A 16,397-nucleotide genomic window follows, 5' to 3' on the forward strand; every position below is an offset into this window, starting at 1 on the left:
GTGCAGCGGGATACCACTGTGCAGAGGACAGCCCCCTCTCCCTCCGGGAGAGGGCTGGGGTGAGGGGAAACCCATTGAAGGAGGAGCCCCATGCAAACCAAACTCCTGATCAACGGCCAGTTCGTTGCCGGCGAAGGCCCGAAGCTGGACGTCCTCAACCCCTCCACCGGCGAGATGATCGGCCAGATCGCCGAGGCCAGCGAAGCCCAGGTCGACGCCGCCGTGCGCGCCGCCGACGCGGCCTTCGACGGCTGGTCTCAGACCGCGCCGAAGGATCGCGCCATGCTCCTGCTGCGCCTGGCCGACCGCATCGAGGAACACGCCGAGGAACTGGCCAGGCTGGAATCGGACAACTGCGGCAAGCCCTACGCCGCTGCGCTCAACGACGAGATCCCGGCCATCGCCGATGTGTTCCGCTTCTTCGCTGGCGCCTGCCGCGTGCTGCCCGGTTCCGCCGCCGGCGAGTACCTGCCGGGCTTCACCTCGATGATCCGCCGTGACCCGGTAGGCGTGGTCGCCTCCATCGCGCCGTGGAACTACCCGCTGATGATGGCCGCGTGGAAGCTCGGCCCGGCGCTGGCGGCCGGCAATTGCGTGGTGCTCAAGCCGTCGGAACAAACGCCGCTGACCGCCCTGCGCGTGGCCGAATTCATCGCCGAGCTGTTCCCCGCCGGCGTGGTCAACCTGGTCTTCGGCCGTGGCCCGAGCGTGGGCGCGCCGCTGGTCAGCCACGACCTGGTACGCATGGTCTCGCTGACCGGCTCGGTGGGCACCGGCAAGGCCATCATCAAGAGCGCCGCCGACAGCGTGAAACGCCTGCACATGGAACTGGGTGGCAAGGCCCCGGTGATCGTCTTCGACGATGCCGACCTGCAGGACGTGATCGCCGGTATTCGCACCTTCGGTTTCTACAACGCCGGCCAGGACTGCACCGCCGCCTGCCGCATCTACGCCGGCAAGAAGGTCTACGACAACTTCGTCGCCGATCTGGCCAGCGCAGTATCGAGCCTGAAGACCGGCCTGCAGAACGACCCGAACACCGAACTCGGCCCGCTGATCACTGCGGCGCAACGCGACCGCGTCTCCGGCTTCGTCGAGCGGGCCAAGGCCAGCCCGCACATCCAGATCGCCACCGGCGGCAAGATGGTCAGCGGCAAGGGGTTCTTCTACGAACCCACGGTGGTAGCCAACGCCCAGCAGGACGACGAGATCGTCCGCCGCGAGGTGTTCGGCCCGGTGGTGTCGGTGACGCCGTTCAGCGATGCGGACGAGGCCGTGCGCTGGGCCAACGACTCCGACTACGGCCTCGCCTCGTCGGTGTGGACCAAGGATGTCGGACGCGCCTCACGAGTCGCGGCGCGCCTGCAGTACGGCTGCACCTGGGTGAACACGCATTTCATGCTGTGCAGCGAAATGCCCCACGGCGGCTTCAAGCAGTCCGGCTATGGCAAGGATTTGTCGATGTACGGCCTGGAGGACTACACCGTGGCGCGGCACATCATGTTCAAGCATTGAGTCGCACACACATGCAGACACTGTAGGAGCGAGCTTGCTCGCGAACCCCAGCCCCGCAGCGGGGGTTGTTCGCGAGCAAGCTCGCTCCTACGAAAAGCCAGCTCCTGCGTGGGAGCGGACTCTGTCCGCGATGTCCCACCGCCGCACCAAGATCGCCGGATCAGATCAACCCGGCCAGCTTCAACCAATGACGATAGAACCCTTCCGCCACCTGGTTCATCGCCGCCACTCGCTGCGGCAGACCGTCGAGCATGACTGCTGCGCTTTCCTGGCTCGGCTGACTGGGATCGAGGTATTCCGGGAAACCGTTGACCCAATCGCTCACCAGTTCCTCGGTCATTTCCGGGTGGCCCTGCAGGCCGAGGATGCGATCGCCATAGCTGAAGCCCTGGTTCTCGCACCAGGGGCTGGACAGCAGGCGCGTGGCGCCTTCGGGGATGTCGAAGGTATCGCCGTGCCACTGGTAGATCGGGAATTCGTCGGGCAGGTGCGCCAGCCACGGGCTCTGGCCTTCCTGGCGGCGCATCGGCTGCCAGCCCAGTTCGGTGTACGGCAGGCGACGGATGTCCGCGCCCAGCGCCTTGGCCAGCAACTGGCCGCCCAGGCAGTGGCCGATCATCGGTACGTCGCGCTCGATGAAGCGGCGGATTGCTGCGATCTCGTCGCGCAGCCATGGCAGGTCGTCGTTCACGCTCATCGGCCCGCCCATGATGGCGACGGCCCTGGGCCGTTCCAGGTCGTAGCCTTGCAACTCGCCCAGGTCGGCACGGCGGACGTCGAACGGCAATTGCAGACGGTCGAGCACCACGCCCAGATGGCCGGGCGGGCAGAAATCGACGTGGGTCAGGATCAGGATATCGGTCATGGTCACCTCCGCGCGGCAGTCTGCCGCATCGGTGGCGCCGGGGGAACCGGGCGTGTCCGCAAGGTCCTTCTTGCATCGCCGCCTTTGCCGACGTGAAGAAGCGCGCCGTCACTGCTGGCGACGGCGCGCTGTCTGGTTTCGCGGGTAGAAGATCGGCCGCCATGAAAGGCGGCTCAACGACGTGCTGCTAGCGCAGGGAAGTGACCTCCTGGGTCACGCCCCATCCATCGAGAATACCGCCCAGTGGCACCACGACCTCCTCAAGATCGTGTTCGAAATCACCGATGGCGGCGTGGGTGGCGAACATCACCTTGCTGATCTGCAGGCTCCAGCCGCCGTCATCGCGGGCCTCGACCTGGGTTCTCAGCGATTCGCCGCGAAACTGCCGGGCAGCTTTGCGGGCGTTCTGTTCATCGGAAAAGATGGCGAAAAAGTCGATGGGATGAATGCGTGCGAAATCGAAGCCACCTTCCTTCATCCGGCGCAACACGTTGACGCTGATATCCTCCGAGAGGGGCTTTTCCATGGTACGCACCTCCTGTCGAGACGTTCAGAGTGTATTCCCCGCCAACGAACGCGGCCTTGGCGGTCGCGTTCCGGGCACTTCAGTGTGCCGCCAGGAAACGTCAAATGCCGCAACGTCCCCCGAAATGGTGGCCAACTCCGCCGAACGCGCCGAGCGGCGCAACGGAAATATACCGGCCACATTTCTCAGCGTAGCGTCTCGGCGCCCGACCTGCCGCTACTTTGACGCTTTGCTCCGCTCGGCGGCGACAGGCGGCGGATGGCGCAATCCCGCGGCACTAGCCGCCCAGCGCGATGCACAGGCCCGTCATGGCAACGCCAAGGGCCGTGAAGCCCAGCGCACCCGGCCAGGGGGAGTCACCGGACCAGCGGCTGAGCAGCCAGCCCAGGCCAAACAGCATGACCACGCCGATGCCCTGGGCGATGCGCAGTGCCATCAGTTCGTCCGGCACCAGCCACAACGGCAGGATCAGCGGCAGGGTGATGCCGCTCACCAGCAGCACGATCAGCAACGCCGCCAGCCAGACAGCGGCACCGCCACCGCGCGGCTGACCGGTCCCCAGTTCCGAGGCCATCAGCCGCTGGCGCAGGTTCCAGAGCTCATCCGGGTGGAGCACTGCCACCAGCCTGGGCGGCAGGAACTCGTCGAGCCCTTCACGAAAGTCGGTGTCGCTCGAAACACCCCGCAAAGCGCGCAGCCGCCCGTGCTGGTGCACCCGCTCCACCCGCAGGCGCACCAGCAGCATCAGGGCATCCACCACGCCCCAGGCGATGTTGCAGCCCAATGCGGCGACGACCAGGTCCTGTCGGCTCGCACCGCCACTGGCAGCAGAAATCACCGAGATGATGGTCAGGGTCATGATCACCCCGTAGGTCATCTCGCTGATCCGGTCGAACGGTGTGGTGATGTCCTGCAGCACTCGCTGCCAGACAGAGGGCTGGGGTTCGGGGATTCGCTGCATGGGACGGCCTCCTTCGCCGCCCCTGCAGTCTACTCAGGCACGGCTGAGCCAGGCCATCACCCAGCGGTTGATCGCCGGGGGCGACAGCTGACCGGACCAGTACATGGCGCGGAACATCGCGCCGATGGGTCGGTGCACGCCGCCACTCCGGGCCTGGCGCCAGGCGGCCCGAGCGATGTCTTCGGCGACCAGGGTGACGCCCAGGCGGCGCAATACCGGGGGCTCGAAGGTCTGGCTGGCGACCATCGGCGTGCGCACGAACGGCGGCATCAGGTCGGCGACGCGGATGCCGAGCTCGCGCCACTCCAGCTCCAGCGCCTCGGTCAGCCCACGGATGGCAAACTTCGAGGCCGAATAACTGGCCATCTGCGGCACGCCATACAGCCCAGAAGCCGAGCCCATGTTCAGCACCTGTGCACCCGGCGTGCGCTTGAGGTACGGCAGCGCGGCATAGCAACAGTTGAGTACGCCCTGCACATTGATGGCGATGATGCGGTTGTGCTCGGCGAGGCTGATGTCCTCGAAACGCCCGAAGCGCAGGATGCCCGCGCAGTTGAACAGCAGGCGCAGGTGGCCGCCGTTGGCTTCGGCGAACGCGTTCACCGCCGCCGTTACGGCCTCGGCATCGGTAACGTCCAGCGCCCTTTGCCAGGCGCCATCCAGTTCGGCGGCGAGGTTCTCCAGCGGCTCGGGATTGAGGTCGATCAGACCGACGCGCCAGCCATTGCGGTGGAAGAGCTTCGCGGTAGCGGCGCCGATGCCGGAGGCGGCACCGCTGATCAGGATGGAATTCATCGGCGTGCTCCCTGCAGATGGCCGGCGAGATAGTTGGCAACGTCCTGCAGCGCCCGGTCGGCCACGTCCAGCAGGCCGGCGTGAGCCTGGAACACATGCCAGCAGCCGGGGAAACGTTGCAGGCTGACGCTCACGCCATGCCGCCGCGCCGCGTCGGCGAAGCGCAGGCTGTCGTTGCGCAGCACTTCATCCTCGCCGACCTGGATCAGCAACGGCGGCAAGCCGGTGAGATCAGCATGCAGCGGCGACAGTTGTGCGTCCGCGCGCGGCATGCCCGGCGGGCAGAACATCTCCATGGCGCTGTCCATCCAGGCGCGGGTGATCAGCGGATCGCCGGCCGTTGGCGCGTGCAGATGCTCGGCGGAGAGATCGGTCACCGGCGAGAAGGTCACCAGCGCGCCCGGCACCGGCAGCCCCTGCTTCTTCGCCTCCAGCGCCAGTTGCAGGGTCAGGTGGCCCCCCGCGGAATCCCCGGCGACGGCGATGGCGGATGCCGGGATGCCTTTGTCCAGCAAGGCGCGGTAGGCCGCCACCGCGTCCTCGCGCTGGGCCGGGAAACGGTGCTCCGGCGCCAGGCGGTAATCGATCACCCACACCTCGGCCTGGCAGCGCCGCGCCAGGTTGGCGGTGATCGCCCGGTGGGTCGCCGGCGAGCCAACCAGATAGGCACCGCCATGCAGGTAGAGGATCACCCTGCCCTCGCCGCCCCCATCGGGACGCCAGACCTCGGCCGGGACACCGCCCAGCGTCGTCTGCTGACGATGCACGCCGCGAGGCGTCAGGGTTGCGGCCGTCAGCCCGCGCAGCAATGCACGTTGAGCTTTCACCGGCAACTGCGGGCCCATCAACCCGCGGAACAGCAGGTTGAGCGTGCCACGCAGGGTGGCGGTCAGGAGTTTCTGGCGGGTCGACAGCGGTACCACGGGCTCAACGGATGCAGTCATAGTCGGCGAACTCCGGCTGGCGGGTCTGTTGGCGGTAACGGAAGGTGAAGCCCGGCCAGTTGACGGTGTTGCGGCCGCTTTCGGTCTTGTACCAGCTGCTGCAACCGCGCTCCCAGATGGTGTGCTGCAGGTCGTGCTGCAACTGGCGATTGAAGCCCTGCTGTACCTGCGGTTTGAGGTCTAGGTACTTCAGGCCCTCGCGCTGGATGCGCTGCAGGCAGCCGAGTACGTAGGGAAACTGGCTCTCCAGCATGTAGATGATGGAGTTGTGCCCCAGGTTGGTGTTCGGTCCGTAGAGGATGAAGAAGTTGGGGAAGCCGCTGACGCTAATGCCCTTGTACGCCTCGGCGCCGTCGCTCCAGGCCTGGTTCAGCTCGCGCCCGGCGAGGCCGGTGATGCGCATCGGCGCGAGGAACTCGGTGGCGGCAAAGCCGGTGCCGTAGATGATCGTATCCACCGGATGACGCTGGCCGTCGCGAGTGACGATGGCGTCTTCAGTAACCTCACGGATGCCGGTATCGACCAGCTTCACGTTGCTGCGCGCCAGCGCCGGGTAGTAGTCGTTGCTGATCAGGATGCGCTTGCAGCCCATGGGGTAATCCGGCTGCAGCCGCGCGCGCAGCTGAGGGTCGGCGATGCTCTTGCGCATGTGCAGGTGAAAGCTGATCCGCATGAATTTCATCATCGGCGGGAAAACCGTGAAGGCCAGCGCCCGCGCCTCGTGCTGCACGTACTTCAGCCCACGATCCAGACGCTGCAGCCAGGGCAGGCGCGACTTGATGCGGCGCTCCCAGCCGGCGTAGGGGCGATCCGGCTTGGGAATCACGTAGGCGGCGCTGCGCTGGAACAGCAGCAACTCGGCGACTTTCGGCGCGATCTGCGGGACGAACTGGATGGCGCTGGCGCCGGTCCCGACCACGGCCACGCGTTTGCCGTCCAATGGCGTGCCATGGTCCCACTGCGCGGAATGGAAGGCCTTGCCCTGGAAGCGCTCGATCCCCGGCAGCTTCGGGATCAACGGGCGGCTCAGTTGGCCCAGGGCGCAGACCAGCGATTGCGCGCGCAGCTCTTCGCCATCTGCGCAGGTTACGCGCCACTCACCGGCGGCTTCATCGAAGTTTGCCTCGCGTACCTCGCAGTTGAAGCGGATGCGTTCGCGCAGGCGGTATTTATCGGCGCAGTGCCGCGCGTAGTCGAGGATTTCCGCCTGGGGCGCGAACTTGCGCGACCAGTCGGCCTTGGGTTCGAAGGAGAAGGAATACAGGTGCGAAGGCACGTCGCAGGCAGCGCCCGGATAGACGTTCTCGCGCCAGCAGCCGCCGACGTCGGCGGCCTTTTCGAGGATCAGGAAGTCGTCGATCCCGGCCTTTTGCAGGCGGATCGCCAACCCCAGGCCGGCGAAGCCGGCACCGATGATCAGCACGCGCGGGGCGGCCGATCGACGGGATGATGTTGTCATTGTTGTGCTCCCGGTTCTGATGTCCGCGCAGCGGCGGATGACAACATCCTAGTGCGACTTCCCGCCACGGGTTATGGCATAGTCGGACAGAAAATTGTGACTTTCGGTCACCCTGACTCCCGAGGTTTCGATGCCTGCTACCCCAGCCTGCTCCCCCCGGCGCAGTGCCATCAGCGTGCAGCTCATGACCCAGTTCGGCCTCGACCATGGCATGACCCTGGAACAGTGCCTGGGCCGCACCGGACTGGACATCGGCGTGCTCGCCGATCCCGGCGCCGAGGTGGAGGCCACCCAGGAACTGGAGTTGCTGCGCAACATCAACCGGCACATCGGCCAGCGCCCCGGCATCGGGCTCAAGGCCGGCCTGCGCTACCACCTCAACGCCTACGGCATCTGGGGCTTCGCGATGCTCAGCAGCTCGACCTTCCTCAGTGCCGCGCACCTGGGCCTGCGCTACCTCGACCTGACCTATGCCTTCCACCGCATGACCCTGGAGGAACACGACGGCGAAGCGCACCTGGTGCTGGACGACACGTCCGTGCCGGAAGACCTGCGCGACTTCCTCATCGACCGCGACGGCGGCGGTGTGCTGCGCATCCAGCGCGACCTCACCAACCAGCCGCCGCCGATTCGCCAGGCGCTTTTCCGCCGCGAGGCGCCAGCCGACCTGCAGCCCTATATCGATGAACTGGGGGTGAAACCGCTGTTCGGCCAGACGGAAAACCGCATCGTCTTCGACAGCCACATTCTCGAAATGCCGCTGCCGGGCGCCAATCCGGAAGTGGCGCGGCGCTGCGAGGAGCAATGCCGCGCCCTGCTCGCCCGGCGCCAGGTACGCACCGGGCTTTCCGGGCAGATCCGCGACCGCCTGCTGGGCACGCCGGGGCGGCTGCCGGACATGGAGCAACTGGCGGATGAGTTGCACATGACCTCGCGCACGTTGCGGCGCCGGCTGGAAGGCGAAGGCAGCAGCTATCGCGCGCTGCTCGACGAGGTGCGCCAGGCGCTGGCCGAGGAATTGCTGGCCACGGGGGCAATTCGTCTGGAGGAAATCGCCGAGCGACTCGGCTACGGCGAGGTGTCGAACTTCATCCACGCCTTCCGTCGCTGGAAAGGCGTGACGCCGGGGCGTTTCCGCCGCCGTTAGAAAATCTGCTGACGATCTTGCGAGCAGAGCCGTGGTAGGCGGAGAACGCCCGAAGAGCGGAGTTTACGTTCTGTAAATGAGCATCTGAGGGCGCTTTCCAACGCCCTACGGCCGACGCGCAGCAGATCGTAGACGGTTTTTTAGAAGACCAGCTTGTAGCCGATCATTGCCAGCATGATCGCCAGGCACGGGCGCAGCACGCCGTCCGGAATACGCCCGGCCAGGTGGCTGCCGAAGTAGATGCCCGGCAGCGAGCCGATCAGCAGGTAGCCCAGCAGGCCCCAGTCCATGTTGCCCATGCTGGCATGGCCGAGGCCGGCGACCAGGGTCAGGGGCACAGCGTGGGCGATCTCGGTGCCCACCAGACGGCGGGTGGCGAGGAAGGGATAGAGGATGAACAGCGCCACCGTACCCAGGGCGCCGGCGCCGATGGACGTCAGCGCGACCATGCCGCCGAGGATGGCGCCGGTGATCACGGTCAGGGTATTCAGCCGGGGGCCGCTGAAGTGGAAGCTGTCCCCGGCGTGACGCTGGGCGAAGGCCAGCACCTGCTTCTTGAACAGCACGGCCAGCGCAGTGAGCAGCAGCACGACGCCCAGGGCGTTCTTGATCACCGCGTTCATGGCCGCGGTGTCGGTATGCAGGCTGTGCAGGAACAGCAACGTCAACGCGGCAGCCGGGACGCTGCCCAGGGCCAGCCAGCCGGTGATGCGCCAGTCGATGTTGTCGTTCTTGCGGTGAACCAGGACGCCGCCGGACTTGGTGATAGCGGCATAGAGCAGGTCGGTGCCTACCGCGGCGGCAGGGTTGATACCGAACCAGAGCAGGATGGGCGTCATCAGCGAACCGCCACCGACACCGGTCATCCCAACGATAAAGCCTACGACAAGACCCGCGACTACAAACCCGATATTGCCGAAATCCATCTACGCGTCCTGACTGGCGAAACTGATCACCTCGTGGTGTGGCCGGGAGGATACTGACTTTTCTTATAATCCTTTAGACCGATGTGGTCTTACTTTATAACTTCCTCGTGTTACCGCATGGCACCCTCGCTCCAATAAAAGGCAAAACCCTTGCCCATGAAAAAAGGGCCCGAAGGCCCCTTTTCACTGAACTACCTCATCACTTCGCGTCGGGCTTGCCGTCCACCACGCCAGCGGTGTTGTCCAGCAGGCTCTTGGTCGCAGTCTGGATGAAGGACTCCAGTCGTACCCGCAGGCTCTCCTGGTCGGTCGCGCCATCCACGCGCTTCACGCCAAAGTCGCTGCCCAGCTTGTAGTCATACACGCGGATGTCGCCTTCCTTCGGACGGATCAGGATGCGGTTGCCGGAAATCACGGCGACCACCTGTTCGCTGCCCGACGGCTTGATGACGCCGATGCCCTTGTCGCCGGCCGGCAGGTTCAGCAGGTCGCGGCCCCAGCACTGGTGGCGCACTTCGCCGCCCAGGCGGCCCATGATGGTCGGCACGATATCGATCTGGGTGCCAACCGTGTCGCGGGTAGCGCCGAACTTCTCCTGGATGCCCGGAGCAACCAGCAGCAGCGGCACGTTGAAGCGGAACAGGTCCATCTCGGTCAGCTGCTCGGGGCTGCCGAAACCATGGTCGCCGACGACCACGAACAGGGTGTCCTTGTAGTAGGGCGATTTCTTCGCCTTCTCGAAGAACTGCCCCAGCGCCCAGTCGGAATAACGCATGGCGGTCAGGTGCTCGTCGAGGCTGCCGTTACCGGTCACGCGCTCCACCGGCAGGTCCTTGGGCAGTGCATAAGGCACGTGGTTGGACAGGGTCTGCAGCAGGGCATAGAACGGCTTGCCGGTGGCTTCGAGCTTGTCCAGTTCCTCGTTGCCGCGAGCGAACATGTCCTGGTCGGACACGCCCCAGGTCGGGTCGGAGAACACGGGGTTGACGAAGTCGTTACGACCGATGAACGAGGTCATGCCCTGGTTGGCGAAGAAGCCGGACTGGTTGTCCCAGGCGAAGTCGCCGTTGTAGACGTAGACGTCCTCGAACTTGCGCGCCGACAGCAGCTGAGGCAGGCCGGAGAACTTGTGGCCGCCCTCGGGCGTCTGCATCAGGTACTCGAAGCCCGGCAGGTTGGGGAAGCACGCCATGGTGGCGAACATACCCTGGTGGGTGTGGGTGCCATTGGAGAAGTACTGGGTGAACAGCAGCCCTTCCTTGCTCAGCTTGTCGAAGTACGGCGTGATGTTGCCCTTGCCGCCCAGCGCACCGACGTAGTGGCCGGCGAAGCTTTCCATGAGGATCACCACGACGTTCTTGATCGGCAGTGTGCCATCGGCCGGCGGGGTGTAGTCACGGCGCACGGCGGCGTCATCGGCGTCGACCAGCTTGTCGTCCGGCATCACCAGCATCTGGCGCACCACGTCGCGCGCCTGGTCCACCGGCAGGGTGGCTTTCCAGATATTGTCACGGTCTTCGGACAGGAAGCGGCTCTCGGCGGCCTTGATCAGACTCAGGGTACCGTTCAGGCCCAACTGGTTGGCGAACATCGAGTCGGTGGTGAAGGCGTCGCCCCAGCGCAGCGGCGGGCCCTGGCGCAGAGTACCGCGAGCGGCCAGCACGCAGAGCACGATCACGATCAGCAGCACGGCCACGCGGATATACCAGGCAGCGGCAGATGGGCCGGAAGCCTGCGGACGGGTCGCACGGTCGATGCCGCGGAACAGCAGGTACAGAATCCAGGTGGCGAAGGCCCAGGCCAGCAGGTAGCGGACCACCGGGTAGCCGTACCAGATCATGCTCATGACCGTCTTCGGGTCTTCGGACATGTACTGGAACACCAGGCTGTTCAGGCGCTGGTGGAACTCGCGGTAGAAATCCATTTCCAGCACGCCGAGGAACAGCGTGATGCTCGCGGCGATGGTCAGCCAGGTCTTCCACAGCCAGCGCCAGCCCATGGCGCGCACACTGGCGATGGCGAACACCAGCGGGGCGACGATGTAGACCACCGCGCGGATGTCGAAGCGCATGCCGGTGATGAAGGCCTCGACGAAGGTCGACGCCGGGGTGCTGCCGATCAGCTCGCGGTTGTAGATGAGCAGCGCAACACGCAGCAGGGTGAACATCACCATCAGCGCTAGGACGCTGAGCGCGGTGAACGCCAGGTGGCCGGACAGGGTGGGCCGCGTGAGGCTCGCACCGGTCTGGCGGTTGGACAGGACTTCTGATTGGCCCATTTCTAGGTTCCGTTGTGAACGTTCGGGGTCGAAGGCGCATCGCCATTGCCGGACAGAGCGGCTGCCCGCGCGAGCGCGAAAGGCTGCGGCATTACACCGCAAAAGCAGCGGCGGCGCATTCTAAAGTGCGCCGCTTAAGCGGACATTAAGCCTGGCATGCCAATCGTTTCGGGATGATGCAAGGGTGAATCGGCGCATGTGGGACCGCCCAAGGGCTGGCAGAGTGCCATAGAGCGCGTGAAGAAAATGTCGTGGCGCGGGGTTTGTCCCCGCGCTTGCACGACGATCAGTCGTTGGCCGGCTTGCCGATGGCCTGCAGCACGTACTGCGGCAGGGCGAAGGCGCCCTGGTGGATAGCCGGGTTGTAGTAGCGGGTCTGGACGCCGCTGGCGGCGAAGCGCTGGGCCAGGGTGGTCACGTCGACGTGGCGCAGGGCCGGGTTGGTCGAACCCCAGGCGAAGGTCATCGAACCGCCGATGTAGGTCGGTACCGCCGCCTGGTAGAAGTGCCAGTCGGCGAACAGGCCGTTCATGCGGCCGGCGGTATTGCGCACGCTGTCCAGTTGCATGAAGGGTGTGCCGTTCTGGGTCACCAGCACGCCGCCGTCGTTCAGGCAGCGATGGCAGGCCTGGTAGAAGTTCTCCGAGAACAGCACTTCGCCGGGGCCGATGGGGTCGGTGGAATCGGAGATGATCACGTCGAACTTCTCCGTGGCGGTGGCGACGAAGCGCATGCCGTCGTCGATCACCAGGTTGAGCCGCGCGTCGTCGAAGGCGCCCTGGGAATGGTTGGGCAGGAACTCCTTGCACATGTCGACCACGGTGCCGTCGATCTCGACCATGGTGATGTGCTCGACGCTGGCGTGCTTGGACACCTCGCGCAGCATGCCGCCGTCGCCGCCACCGATGATCAGCACGCGCCTGGCGTTGCCATGGGCGAGGATCGGCACGTGGGTGAGCATCTCGTGGTAGATGAACTCGTCGGCCTCGGTGGTCTGGATCACGCCGTCCAGCGCCATCACCCGGCCCATGCGGGCATTCTCGAAGATCACCAGGTGCTGGTGCTCGGTGCGCACCTCGTGGAGCATCCTGTCGACGCTGAAACGCTGGCCATAGCCGTCGTAGAGGGTTTCCTGGTAATCGTGCATGAGTGCGCTCCCGTCGGGACAAGACAATAGGAGGGGACGGCCGGGCCGCCCCGAAAGAGGCGCGCATTCTACGTGCCCATCGATGACAGGTCGAACCCTGCCGTCGGCGCCAGCCTTCCTGGGGAATTTGAAAGTCAGGCGCGGGAGGACAGCATCGCCGGCAACGGGTAATGTCGCCCCATGACCAACACGCCCCCCACTCCCCAACTCATTCGCCTGCCCTACCGTGCGCCCTGGGACTGGCAGCAGTTCCACGAGCATTTCGCCCTGCGCAGCCTGACCGGCGTCGAATGCCTGTCGCCGCGCCGCTATGCCCGCAGTGTGCGCGTGGGCGGCGATATCGGCTGGTTCAGCGTTCGCCCGCTGGAAGACAGCGCCGAACTGGAACTGGACATTCACCTGGCGCCGCAGCATGCGCAACCGCTGGCGGCGCGGGTGAGCAAGATGTTCGACCTGGACAGCGACCCACTGCAGATCGCCGAGCACTTCCAGGCCGACCCGCTGCTCGCCCCACTGCTACTGCAGGCGCCCGGCCTGCGCCTGCCCACCGCCTTCGACCCGTTCGAGCAGGCCGTGCGCGCCATCGTCGGCCAGCAGGTCACGGTGAAGGCCGCCGTCACCATCGTCGGACGCCTGGTGCAGCGCCTGGGCGAAGCGTTGCCCGGCGATTGTGAAGGCCGGCCAACGCGGCTGTTCCCCACCCCCGAGGCCCTGGCCGAAGCTGACCTTGCCGGCATCGGCATGCCCGGCAAGCGCGTGGAGACATTGCAGCGCTTCTCCGCCGCCTGCGCCAGCGGCGCGCTGGAATTGCACGTGAACGACGGCGCCGACGACCTGGTACAGCGCCTCTGCGCCCTCCCCGGCATTGGTCCGTGGACGGCGGAGTACGTCGCCCTGCGCGCCTTCGGCGATCCGGACGCCTTCCCCGCCGCCGACCTGGGCCTGCTCAAGTCGCCGGTGTGGGGCGCGGAAGGCATCACCGCCCGCGAGCTGCAACGTCGCGCCGAAGCCTGGCGGCCGTGGCGCGCCTATGCCGCCGTCTATCTGTGGCACGCCTATTCCCAGGTCGGCCGCACCGGAGGATGACCATGCACTACCGTTACCACGACAGCCCCACCGGCCGCCTGCTGCTGGCCGGCGACGAAGGCGGCCTGCGCATGCTCTACATGGACCTGGAGGTGCGCCATTACCCTCAGCCGGACTGGCGCGAAGGCAGCCCGCTGCTGGACGACGTAGCGCGTCAGCTGGACGAATATTTCGCCGGCAAGCGCCAGCGCTTCGACGTGAAGCTGAACACCGGTGGCACCGAGTTCCAGCGCCAGGTCTGGCAGGCGCTGCTGGAGATTCCCTACGGCTATACCACTGTCTATGCGGAACTGGCGCGGCGGATCGGCCGGCCCAAGGCCATCCGCGCGGTGGGCGCGGCCAACGGTGCCAACCCGATCAGCATCATCGTTCCCTGCCACCGGGTGATCGGCAGCAACGGCAGCCTCACCGGCTACGCCGGCGGCCTGCCGCGCAAGGAATTGTTGCTGCGCCTGGAGGGCGCGCTGGAAAAGGCCTAGAAATCGAAGGAGGTCTGTGCGGCCTGCGGGTCCTGAAAACCCTCCAGCGCCAGCATGCGCATCTTCGACGTACTGCCACCCGGCGCGGAGAAGCCACCGGTCTTGCCGCCGCTGGCAAGCACGCGGTGACAGGGAATGATCAACGGGATCGGATTGGACCCCATCGCCTGCCCCACCGCGCGGGACAAGCCGACATCGCCCAGGCGCCGGGCGATCTCGCCATAGGTCGTGGTCTCCCCACGGCCCAGCTGGAGAATGTCGTCGTAGACGCGGCGGTGGAAATCGCTCTGGCCGGACAGGTCCAGCGGCAAGCTCTCGAACGACACCGCTTCGCCCTGCGCATAACCGAGGATCAACCGGCGCGCTTCATCGATGAATGCAGGCCATTGGGCAGTCTCGGTGCCGAGCTTGTCGAAGCGCTCGCGCACGCTGTGCACGGAGTCCCCCGGCAGATAGGCGCGCGTGATTCCCTGCGGGCTCCAGGCGAGCCCGAACCAGCCGAGGTCTGTTTCGATCAGGCAGTAATGCATCGAACGAGTCTCCATCGCGGCGCCTTATCCCGCAACCCTCTCCGCCTTCAGCACGACATCGCACCAACGGCGCAGCTCGTCACCGATGGCACTCGCCGGATCGCCTCGACGTTCGAAAGCCCACCACAGCTGCGCACCCTGCCACTGGCTGGCCATCAGCCGGCCGAGAATCGGCTGCCGTTGCGGATCATCGCTCAATCGCCGCCCCAATGCCGCGGCCAACGACGCGCCCCATCGTGCACCACGTTCACGAAGCACTGGATCGCGCATGTCCTCGCGCAGGATCAGCAACCCTTCCGCGTAATCGGTCTCACCCTCGCCCACCGGAAACATCGCCACCAGCATCCGAATCGCGCCTTCCGGGCTCAACTCGGTGCTCTCGTCGAGTCGGGCGGTCTGCTCATCCAGTTGGTCCCAGGCGCGCAGCAACACGGCGCGGAGGAAATCCGCCTTGGTCGCGTAGCGCTGCACCAGTGTCGCGGCGCAAAGCCCGACCTCGCGGCCCACGGCGGCGAAGGTCACCGCCTCCGGTCCTGCGCGCACCATCAGCTGCATGGCGGCGTCGAGTATCGCTGCGTCGCTTACTGTCTTGGTTCGAGCCATGCCAATCTCTTTTATAAATGAACATTCATTTATATATTGGCACAAAGCTTATCCAGGGAAACGCAACATGGCCAGAATTCTCGGCTACATCGCCACCAGCCTCGACGGCTTCATCGCAACGCCCGAACACGGGCTGGACTGGCTGTTCAGGCATGACCAGCTGCAGTTGGGCGAACATGACTACACCCTGTTCCTCCAGCGCATCCGCACCGTGGTCATGGGCCGCGCGACCTACGACTTCCTCGCGGCCGACCCCGGCCCCTGGCCCTATGGCGCAAAGCGCGTGCTGGTGGTGACCTCGCGCCCCATCGACGACCCGAAGGACCCGCTGGAAACCCGCAGCGATGTCGACGCGCTGATCGGGGAACTGCGCGCATTGGAAGATGGCGACGTATGGATGCTCGGCGGCGGCCAGCTGCAGATGGCCTTCCTGGAGCGCGGGGCACTGGATGAGCTGGAGATCTATGTGATGCCGGAGATCATCGGCGGCGGTTTTGCGCTATTCCCCGCCACCGGGCTGCGGGTGTCGCCGACGCTGCTGTCGGCCAAGGTGATCGAGCCGGGCTGCGTGCGGATGCATTACCGGTTCGACTGAGGCTGTCGACCTGCAGGAGCGTTCCATGGGCGCTATCGCGAACATGGCCCGCTCCTGCGGGAGTCGGGATGGCGCTCAGACCCGCACGTTGCCGCGCGGCCCTGCCACCGCCCAGATGATCAGGCCGAGAACCGGCAGGATGACGATCACCAGGATCCAGATGATCTTCATCGGCATCTCGGCGTTGCTTTTCACCACGTTGATGATCGCCCAGATATCCAGGGCAAAGATGATCAGGCTGATCAGGCCACTGAGGGTCGAGCCCATTTGGAAGATCCTTCTATGAGAATGTCGGCCTGATCAGCATAGCTGCCCGCGCCGCAGCGGCGCGGGCGTGCATTCAAGGCAGGGGTCAAACCCGCGCCGGGTCGATCAGCGCGAAGCTTGCCACCGTGTCGTGGCCTTCCAGTCCCCCACCCTCGCGGGCCAGGCCGATGGTCTGCAGGCCGGCCTGCTGCGCGGCATCCAGCTCCTGGACGATGTCGGAGAGGAAGAGGATGTCTTCGCCCGGCAGACCGATGGCGGCGGCGATGCGGCGGTA

General features: G+C 65.8%; 17 protein-coding genes and 1 pseudogene. 5 read left to right on the plus strand and 13 right to left on the minus strand.

Features of this window, described 5'->3' with window-relative positions; translation table 11 throughout:
- Positions 1 to 90 precede the first annotated feature (90 nt).
- Positions 91 to 1,515 (plus strand): gamma-aminobutyraldehyde dehydrogenase, encoded by a 1,425-nt coding sequence (locus PNI01S_RS22180; RefSeq protein ID WP_084359144.1) that lies wholly within the window; start codon positions 91 to 93, stop codon positions 1,513 to 1,515.
- Between the two features lie 160 nt (positions 1,516 to 1,675).
- On the opposite strand, the gene PNI01S_RS22185 is transcribed toward PNI01S_RS22180, so the two are convergent.
- The 6 genes from PNI01S_RS22185 to PNI01S_RS22210 form a co-directional block, all read right to left on the minus strand.
- Positions 1,676 to 2,380: a type 1 glutamine amidotransferase gene (locus PNI01S_RS22185; RefSeq protein ID WP_065327620.1), complete on the minus strand. Its 705-nt coding sequence runs from the start codon at positions 2,378 to 2,380 to the stop codon at positions 1,676 to 1,678.
- Positions 2,381 to 2,567: 187 nt separating this feature from the next.
- Positions 2,568 to 2,906 carry a ribonuclease E inhibitor RraB gene (locus PNI01S_RS22190; RefSeq protein WP_024765445.1) on the minus strand — a complete coding sequence of 113 codons (339 nt, stop codon included), beginning with the start codon at positions 2,904 to 2,906 and terminating at the stop codon, positions 2,568 to 2,570.
- A gap of 277 nt (positions 2,907 to 3,183) precedes the next feature.
- On the minus strand, positions 3,184 to 3,867 hold the full coding sequence (locus PNI01S_RS22195; RefSeq protein ID WP_084359146.1) for a VIT1/CCC1 transporter family protein: 684 nt from the start codon (positions 3,865 to 3,867) through the stop codon (positions 3,184 to 3,186).
- A 33-nt stretch (positions 3,868 to 3,900) separates the two neighbouring features.
- Positions 3,901 to 4,662, minus strand: coding sequence for an SDR family oxidoreductase (locus PNI01S_RS22200; RefSeq protein WP_084359148.1), 762 nt, complete (start codon positions 4,660 to 4,662; stop codon positions 3,901 to 3,903).
- Positions 4,659 to 5,606, minus strand: a complete 948-nt coding sequence (locus tag PNI01S_RS22205) for an alpha/beta hydrolase (RefSeq protein ID WP_084359150.1) — start codon at positions 5,604 to 5,606, stop codon at positions 4,659 to 4,661. The genes PNI01S_RS22200 and PNI01S_RS22205 overlap by 4 nt, the downstream gene beginning before the upstream one ends.
- On the minus strand, positions 5,590 to 7,065 hold the full coding sequence (locus PNI01S_RS22210; RefSeq protein WP_084359152.1) for a flavin-containing monooxygenase: 1,476 nt from the start codon (positions 7,063 to 7,065) through the stop codon (positions 5,590 to 5,592). Before PNI01S_RS22210 ends, PNI01S_RS22205 begins: the two co-directional genes overlap by 17 nt.
- 130 nt (positions 7,066 to 7,195) lie before the next feature.
- Here PNI01S_RS22210 and PNI01S_RS22215 point away from each other — a divergent pair, with 130 nt between their 5' ends.
- Positions 7,196 to 8,212, plus strand: coding sequence for an AraC family transcriptional regulator (locus PNI01S_RS22215; RefSeq protein WP_037017623.1), 1,017 nt, complete (start codon positions 7,196 to 7,198; stop codon positions 8,210 to 8,212).
- Positions 8,213 to 8,352: 140 nt separating this feature from the next.
- Here the strand turns inward: PNI01S_RS22215 and PNI01S_RS22220 are convergent, their stop codons facing one another.
- The 3 genes from PNI01S_RS22220 to speE form a co-directional block, all read right to left on the minus strand.
- Positions 8,353 to 9,138, minus strand: a complete 786-nt coding sequence (locus PNI01S_RS22220; RefSeq protein ID WP_024765440.1) for a sulfite exporter TauE/SafE family protein — start codon at positions 9,136 to 9,138, stop codon at positions 8,353 to 8,355.
- 199 nt (positions 9,139 to 9,337) lie between these two features.
- On the minus strand, positions 9,338 to 11,416 hold the full coding sequence (locus PNI01S_RS22225; protein WP_084359154.1) for an LTA synthase family protein: 2,079 nt from the start codon (positions 11,414 to 11,416) through the stop codon (positions 9,338 to 9,340).
- Between the two features lie 286 nt (positions 11,417 to 11,702).
- The gene (gene speE, locus PNI01S_RS22230) at positions 11,703 to 12,563 is read right to left on the minus strand and encodes a polyamine aminopropyltransferase (protein WP_084359156.1); all 861 of its coding nucleotides are present in this window, start codon (positions 12,561 to 12,563) and stop codon (positions 11,703 to 11,705) included.
- Between the two features lie 180 nt (positions 12,564 to 12,743).
- On the opposite strand from speE, the gene PNI01S_RS22235 reads away from it, so the two are divergent.
- Entirely contained in the window at positions 12,744 to 13,649 is a 906-nt protein-coding gene (locus PNI01S_RS22235) for a DNA-3-methyladenine glycosylase family protein (protein WP_084359158.1), read from the plus strand.
- 2 nt (positions 13,650 to 13,651) lie between these two features.
- Complete coding sequence (locus PNI01S_RS22240; RefSeq protein ID WP_084359160.1) at positions 13,652 to 14,128, plus strand: methylated-DNA--[protein]-cysteine S-methyltransferase; 477 nt, start codon at positions 13,652 to 13,654, stop codon at positions 14,126 to 14,128.
- On the opposite strand, the gene PNI01S_RS22245 is transcribed toward PNI01S_RS22240, so the two are convergent.
- On the minus strand, positions 14,125 to 14,658 hold the full coding sequence (locus PNI01S_RS22245) for a methylated-DNA--[protein]-cysteine S-methyltransferase (RefSeq protein WP_243778185.1): 534 nt from the start codon (positions 14,656 to 14,658) through the stop codon (positions 14,125 to 14,127). The genes PNI01S_RS22240 and PNI01S_RS22245 overlap by 4 nt on opposite strands.
- Positions 14,659 to 14,682: 24 nt before the next feature.
- On the minus strand, positions 14,683 to 15,261 hold the full coding sequence (locus tag PNI01S_RS22250; protein ID WP_084359164.1) for a TetR/AcrR family transcriptional regulator: 579 nt from the start codon (positions 15,259 to 15,261) through the stop codon (positions 14,683 to 14,685).
- A gap of 67 nt (positions 15,262 to 15,328) precedes the next feature.
- On the opposite strand from PNI01S_RS22250, the gene PNI01S_RS22255 reads away from it, so the two are divergent.
- Positions 15,329 to 15,856 (plus strand): dihydrofolate reductase family protein, encoded by a 528-nt coding sequence (locus PNI01S_RS22255; protein WP_084359166.1) that lies wholly within the window; start codon positions 15,329 to 15,331, stop codon positions 15,854 to 15,856.
- 75 nt (positions 15,857 to 15,931) lie between these two features.
- Here PNI01S_RS22255 and PNI01S_RS22260 read toward each other — a convergent pair whose 3' ends face one another.
- A complete protein-coding gene (locus tag PNI01S_RS22260) occupies positions 15,932 to 16,123 on the minus strand; it encodes a PLDc N-terminal domain-containing protein (protein ID WP_024765432.1) in 192 nt (63 codons plus the stop codon).
- Between the two features lie 85 nt (positions 16,124 to 16,208).
- A pseudogene (locus PNI01S_RS22265) lies at positions 16,209 to 16,397 on the minus strand (acireductone synthase); the annotation flags it as partial.

The organism is Pseudomonas nitroreducens NBRC 12694 (assembly GCF_002091755.1).
In the GTDB taxonomy this organism is placed as follows: Bacteria; Pseudomonadota; Gammaproteobacteria; order Pseudomonadales; family Pseudomonadaceae; genus Pseudomonas; species Pseudomonas nitroreducens.

Excerpts from the sequence above, each read along its gene's own strand:
- PNI01S_RS22180 (WP_084359144.1), top strand. The coding sequence starts at position 91 with ATGCAAACCAAACTCCTGATCAACGGCCAGTTCGTTGCCGGCGAAGGC.
- PNI01S_RS22185 (WP_065327620.1), bottom strand. The coding sequence starts at position 2,380 with ATGACCGATATCCTGATCCTGACCCACGTCGATTTCTGCCCGCCCGGC.
- PNI01S_RS22190 (WP_024765445.1), bottom strand. The coding sequence starts at position 2,906 with ATGGAAAAGCCCCTCTCGGAGGATATCAGCGTCAACGTGTTGCGCCGG.
- PNI01S_RS22195 (WP_084359146.1), bottom strand. The coding sequence starts at position 3,867 with ATGCAGCGAATCCCCGAACCCCAGCCCTCTGTCTGGCAGCGAGTGCTG.
- PNI01S_RS22200 (WP_084359148.1), bottom strand. The coding sequence starts at position 4,662 with ATGAATTCCATCCTGATCAGCGGTGCCGCCTCCGGCATCGGCGCCGCT.
- PNI01S_RS22205 (WP_084359150.1), bottom strand. The coding sequence starts at position 5,606 with ATGACTGCATCCGTTGAGCCCGTGGTACCGCTGTCGACCCGCCAGAAA.
- PNI01S_RS22210 (WP_084359152.1), bottom strand. The coding sequence starts at position 7,065 with ATGACAACATCATCCCGTCGATCGGCCGCCCCGCGCGTGCTGATCATC.
- PNI01S_RS22215 (WP_037017623.1), top strand. The coding sequence starts at position 7,196 with ATGCCTGCTACCCCAGCCTGCTCCCCCCGGCGCAGTGCCATCAGCGTG.
- PNI01S_RS22220 (WP_024765440.1), bottom strand. The coding sequence starts at position 9,138 with ATGGATTTCGGCAATATCGGGTTTGTAGTCGCGGGTCTTGTCGTAGGC.
- PNI01S_RS22225 (WP_084359154.1), bottom strand. The coding sequence starts at position 11,416 with ATGGGCCAATCAGAAGTCCTGTCCAACCGCCAGACCGGTGCGAGCCTC.
- speE (WP_084359156.1), bottom strand. The coding sequence starts at position 12,563 with ATGCACGATTACCAGGAAACCCTCTACGACGGCTATGGCCAGCGTTTC.
- PNI01S_RS22235 (WP_084359158.1), top strand. The coding sequence starts at position 12,744 with ATGACCAACACGCCCCCCACTCCCCAACTCATTCGCCTGCCCTACCGT.
- PNI01S_RS22240 (WP_084359160.1), top strand. The coding sequence starts at position 13,652 with ATGCACTACCGTTACCACGACAGCCCCACCGGCCGCCTGCTGCTGGCC.
- PNI01S_RS22245 (WP_243778185.1), bottom strand. The coding sequence starts at position 14,658 with ATGCATTACTGCCTGATCGAAACAGACCTCGGCTGGTTCGGGCTCGCC.
- PNI01S_RS22250 (WP_084359164.1), bottom strand. The coding sequence starts at position 15,261 with ATGGCTCGAACCAAGACAGTAAGCGACGCAGCGATACTCGACGCCGCC.
- PNI01S_RS22255 (WP_084359166.1), top strand. The coding sequence starts at position 15,329 with ATGGCCAGAATTCTCGGCTACATCGCCACCAGCCTCGACGGCTTCATC.
- PNI01S_RS22260 (WP_024765432.1), bottom strand. The coding sequence starts at position 16,123 with ATGGGCTCGACCCTCAGTGGCCTGATCAGCCTGATCATCTTTGCCCTG.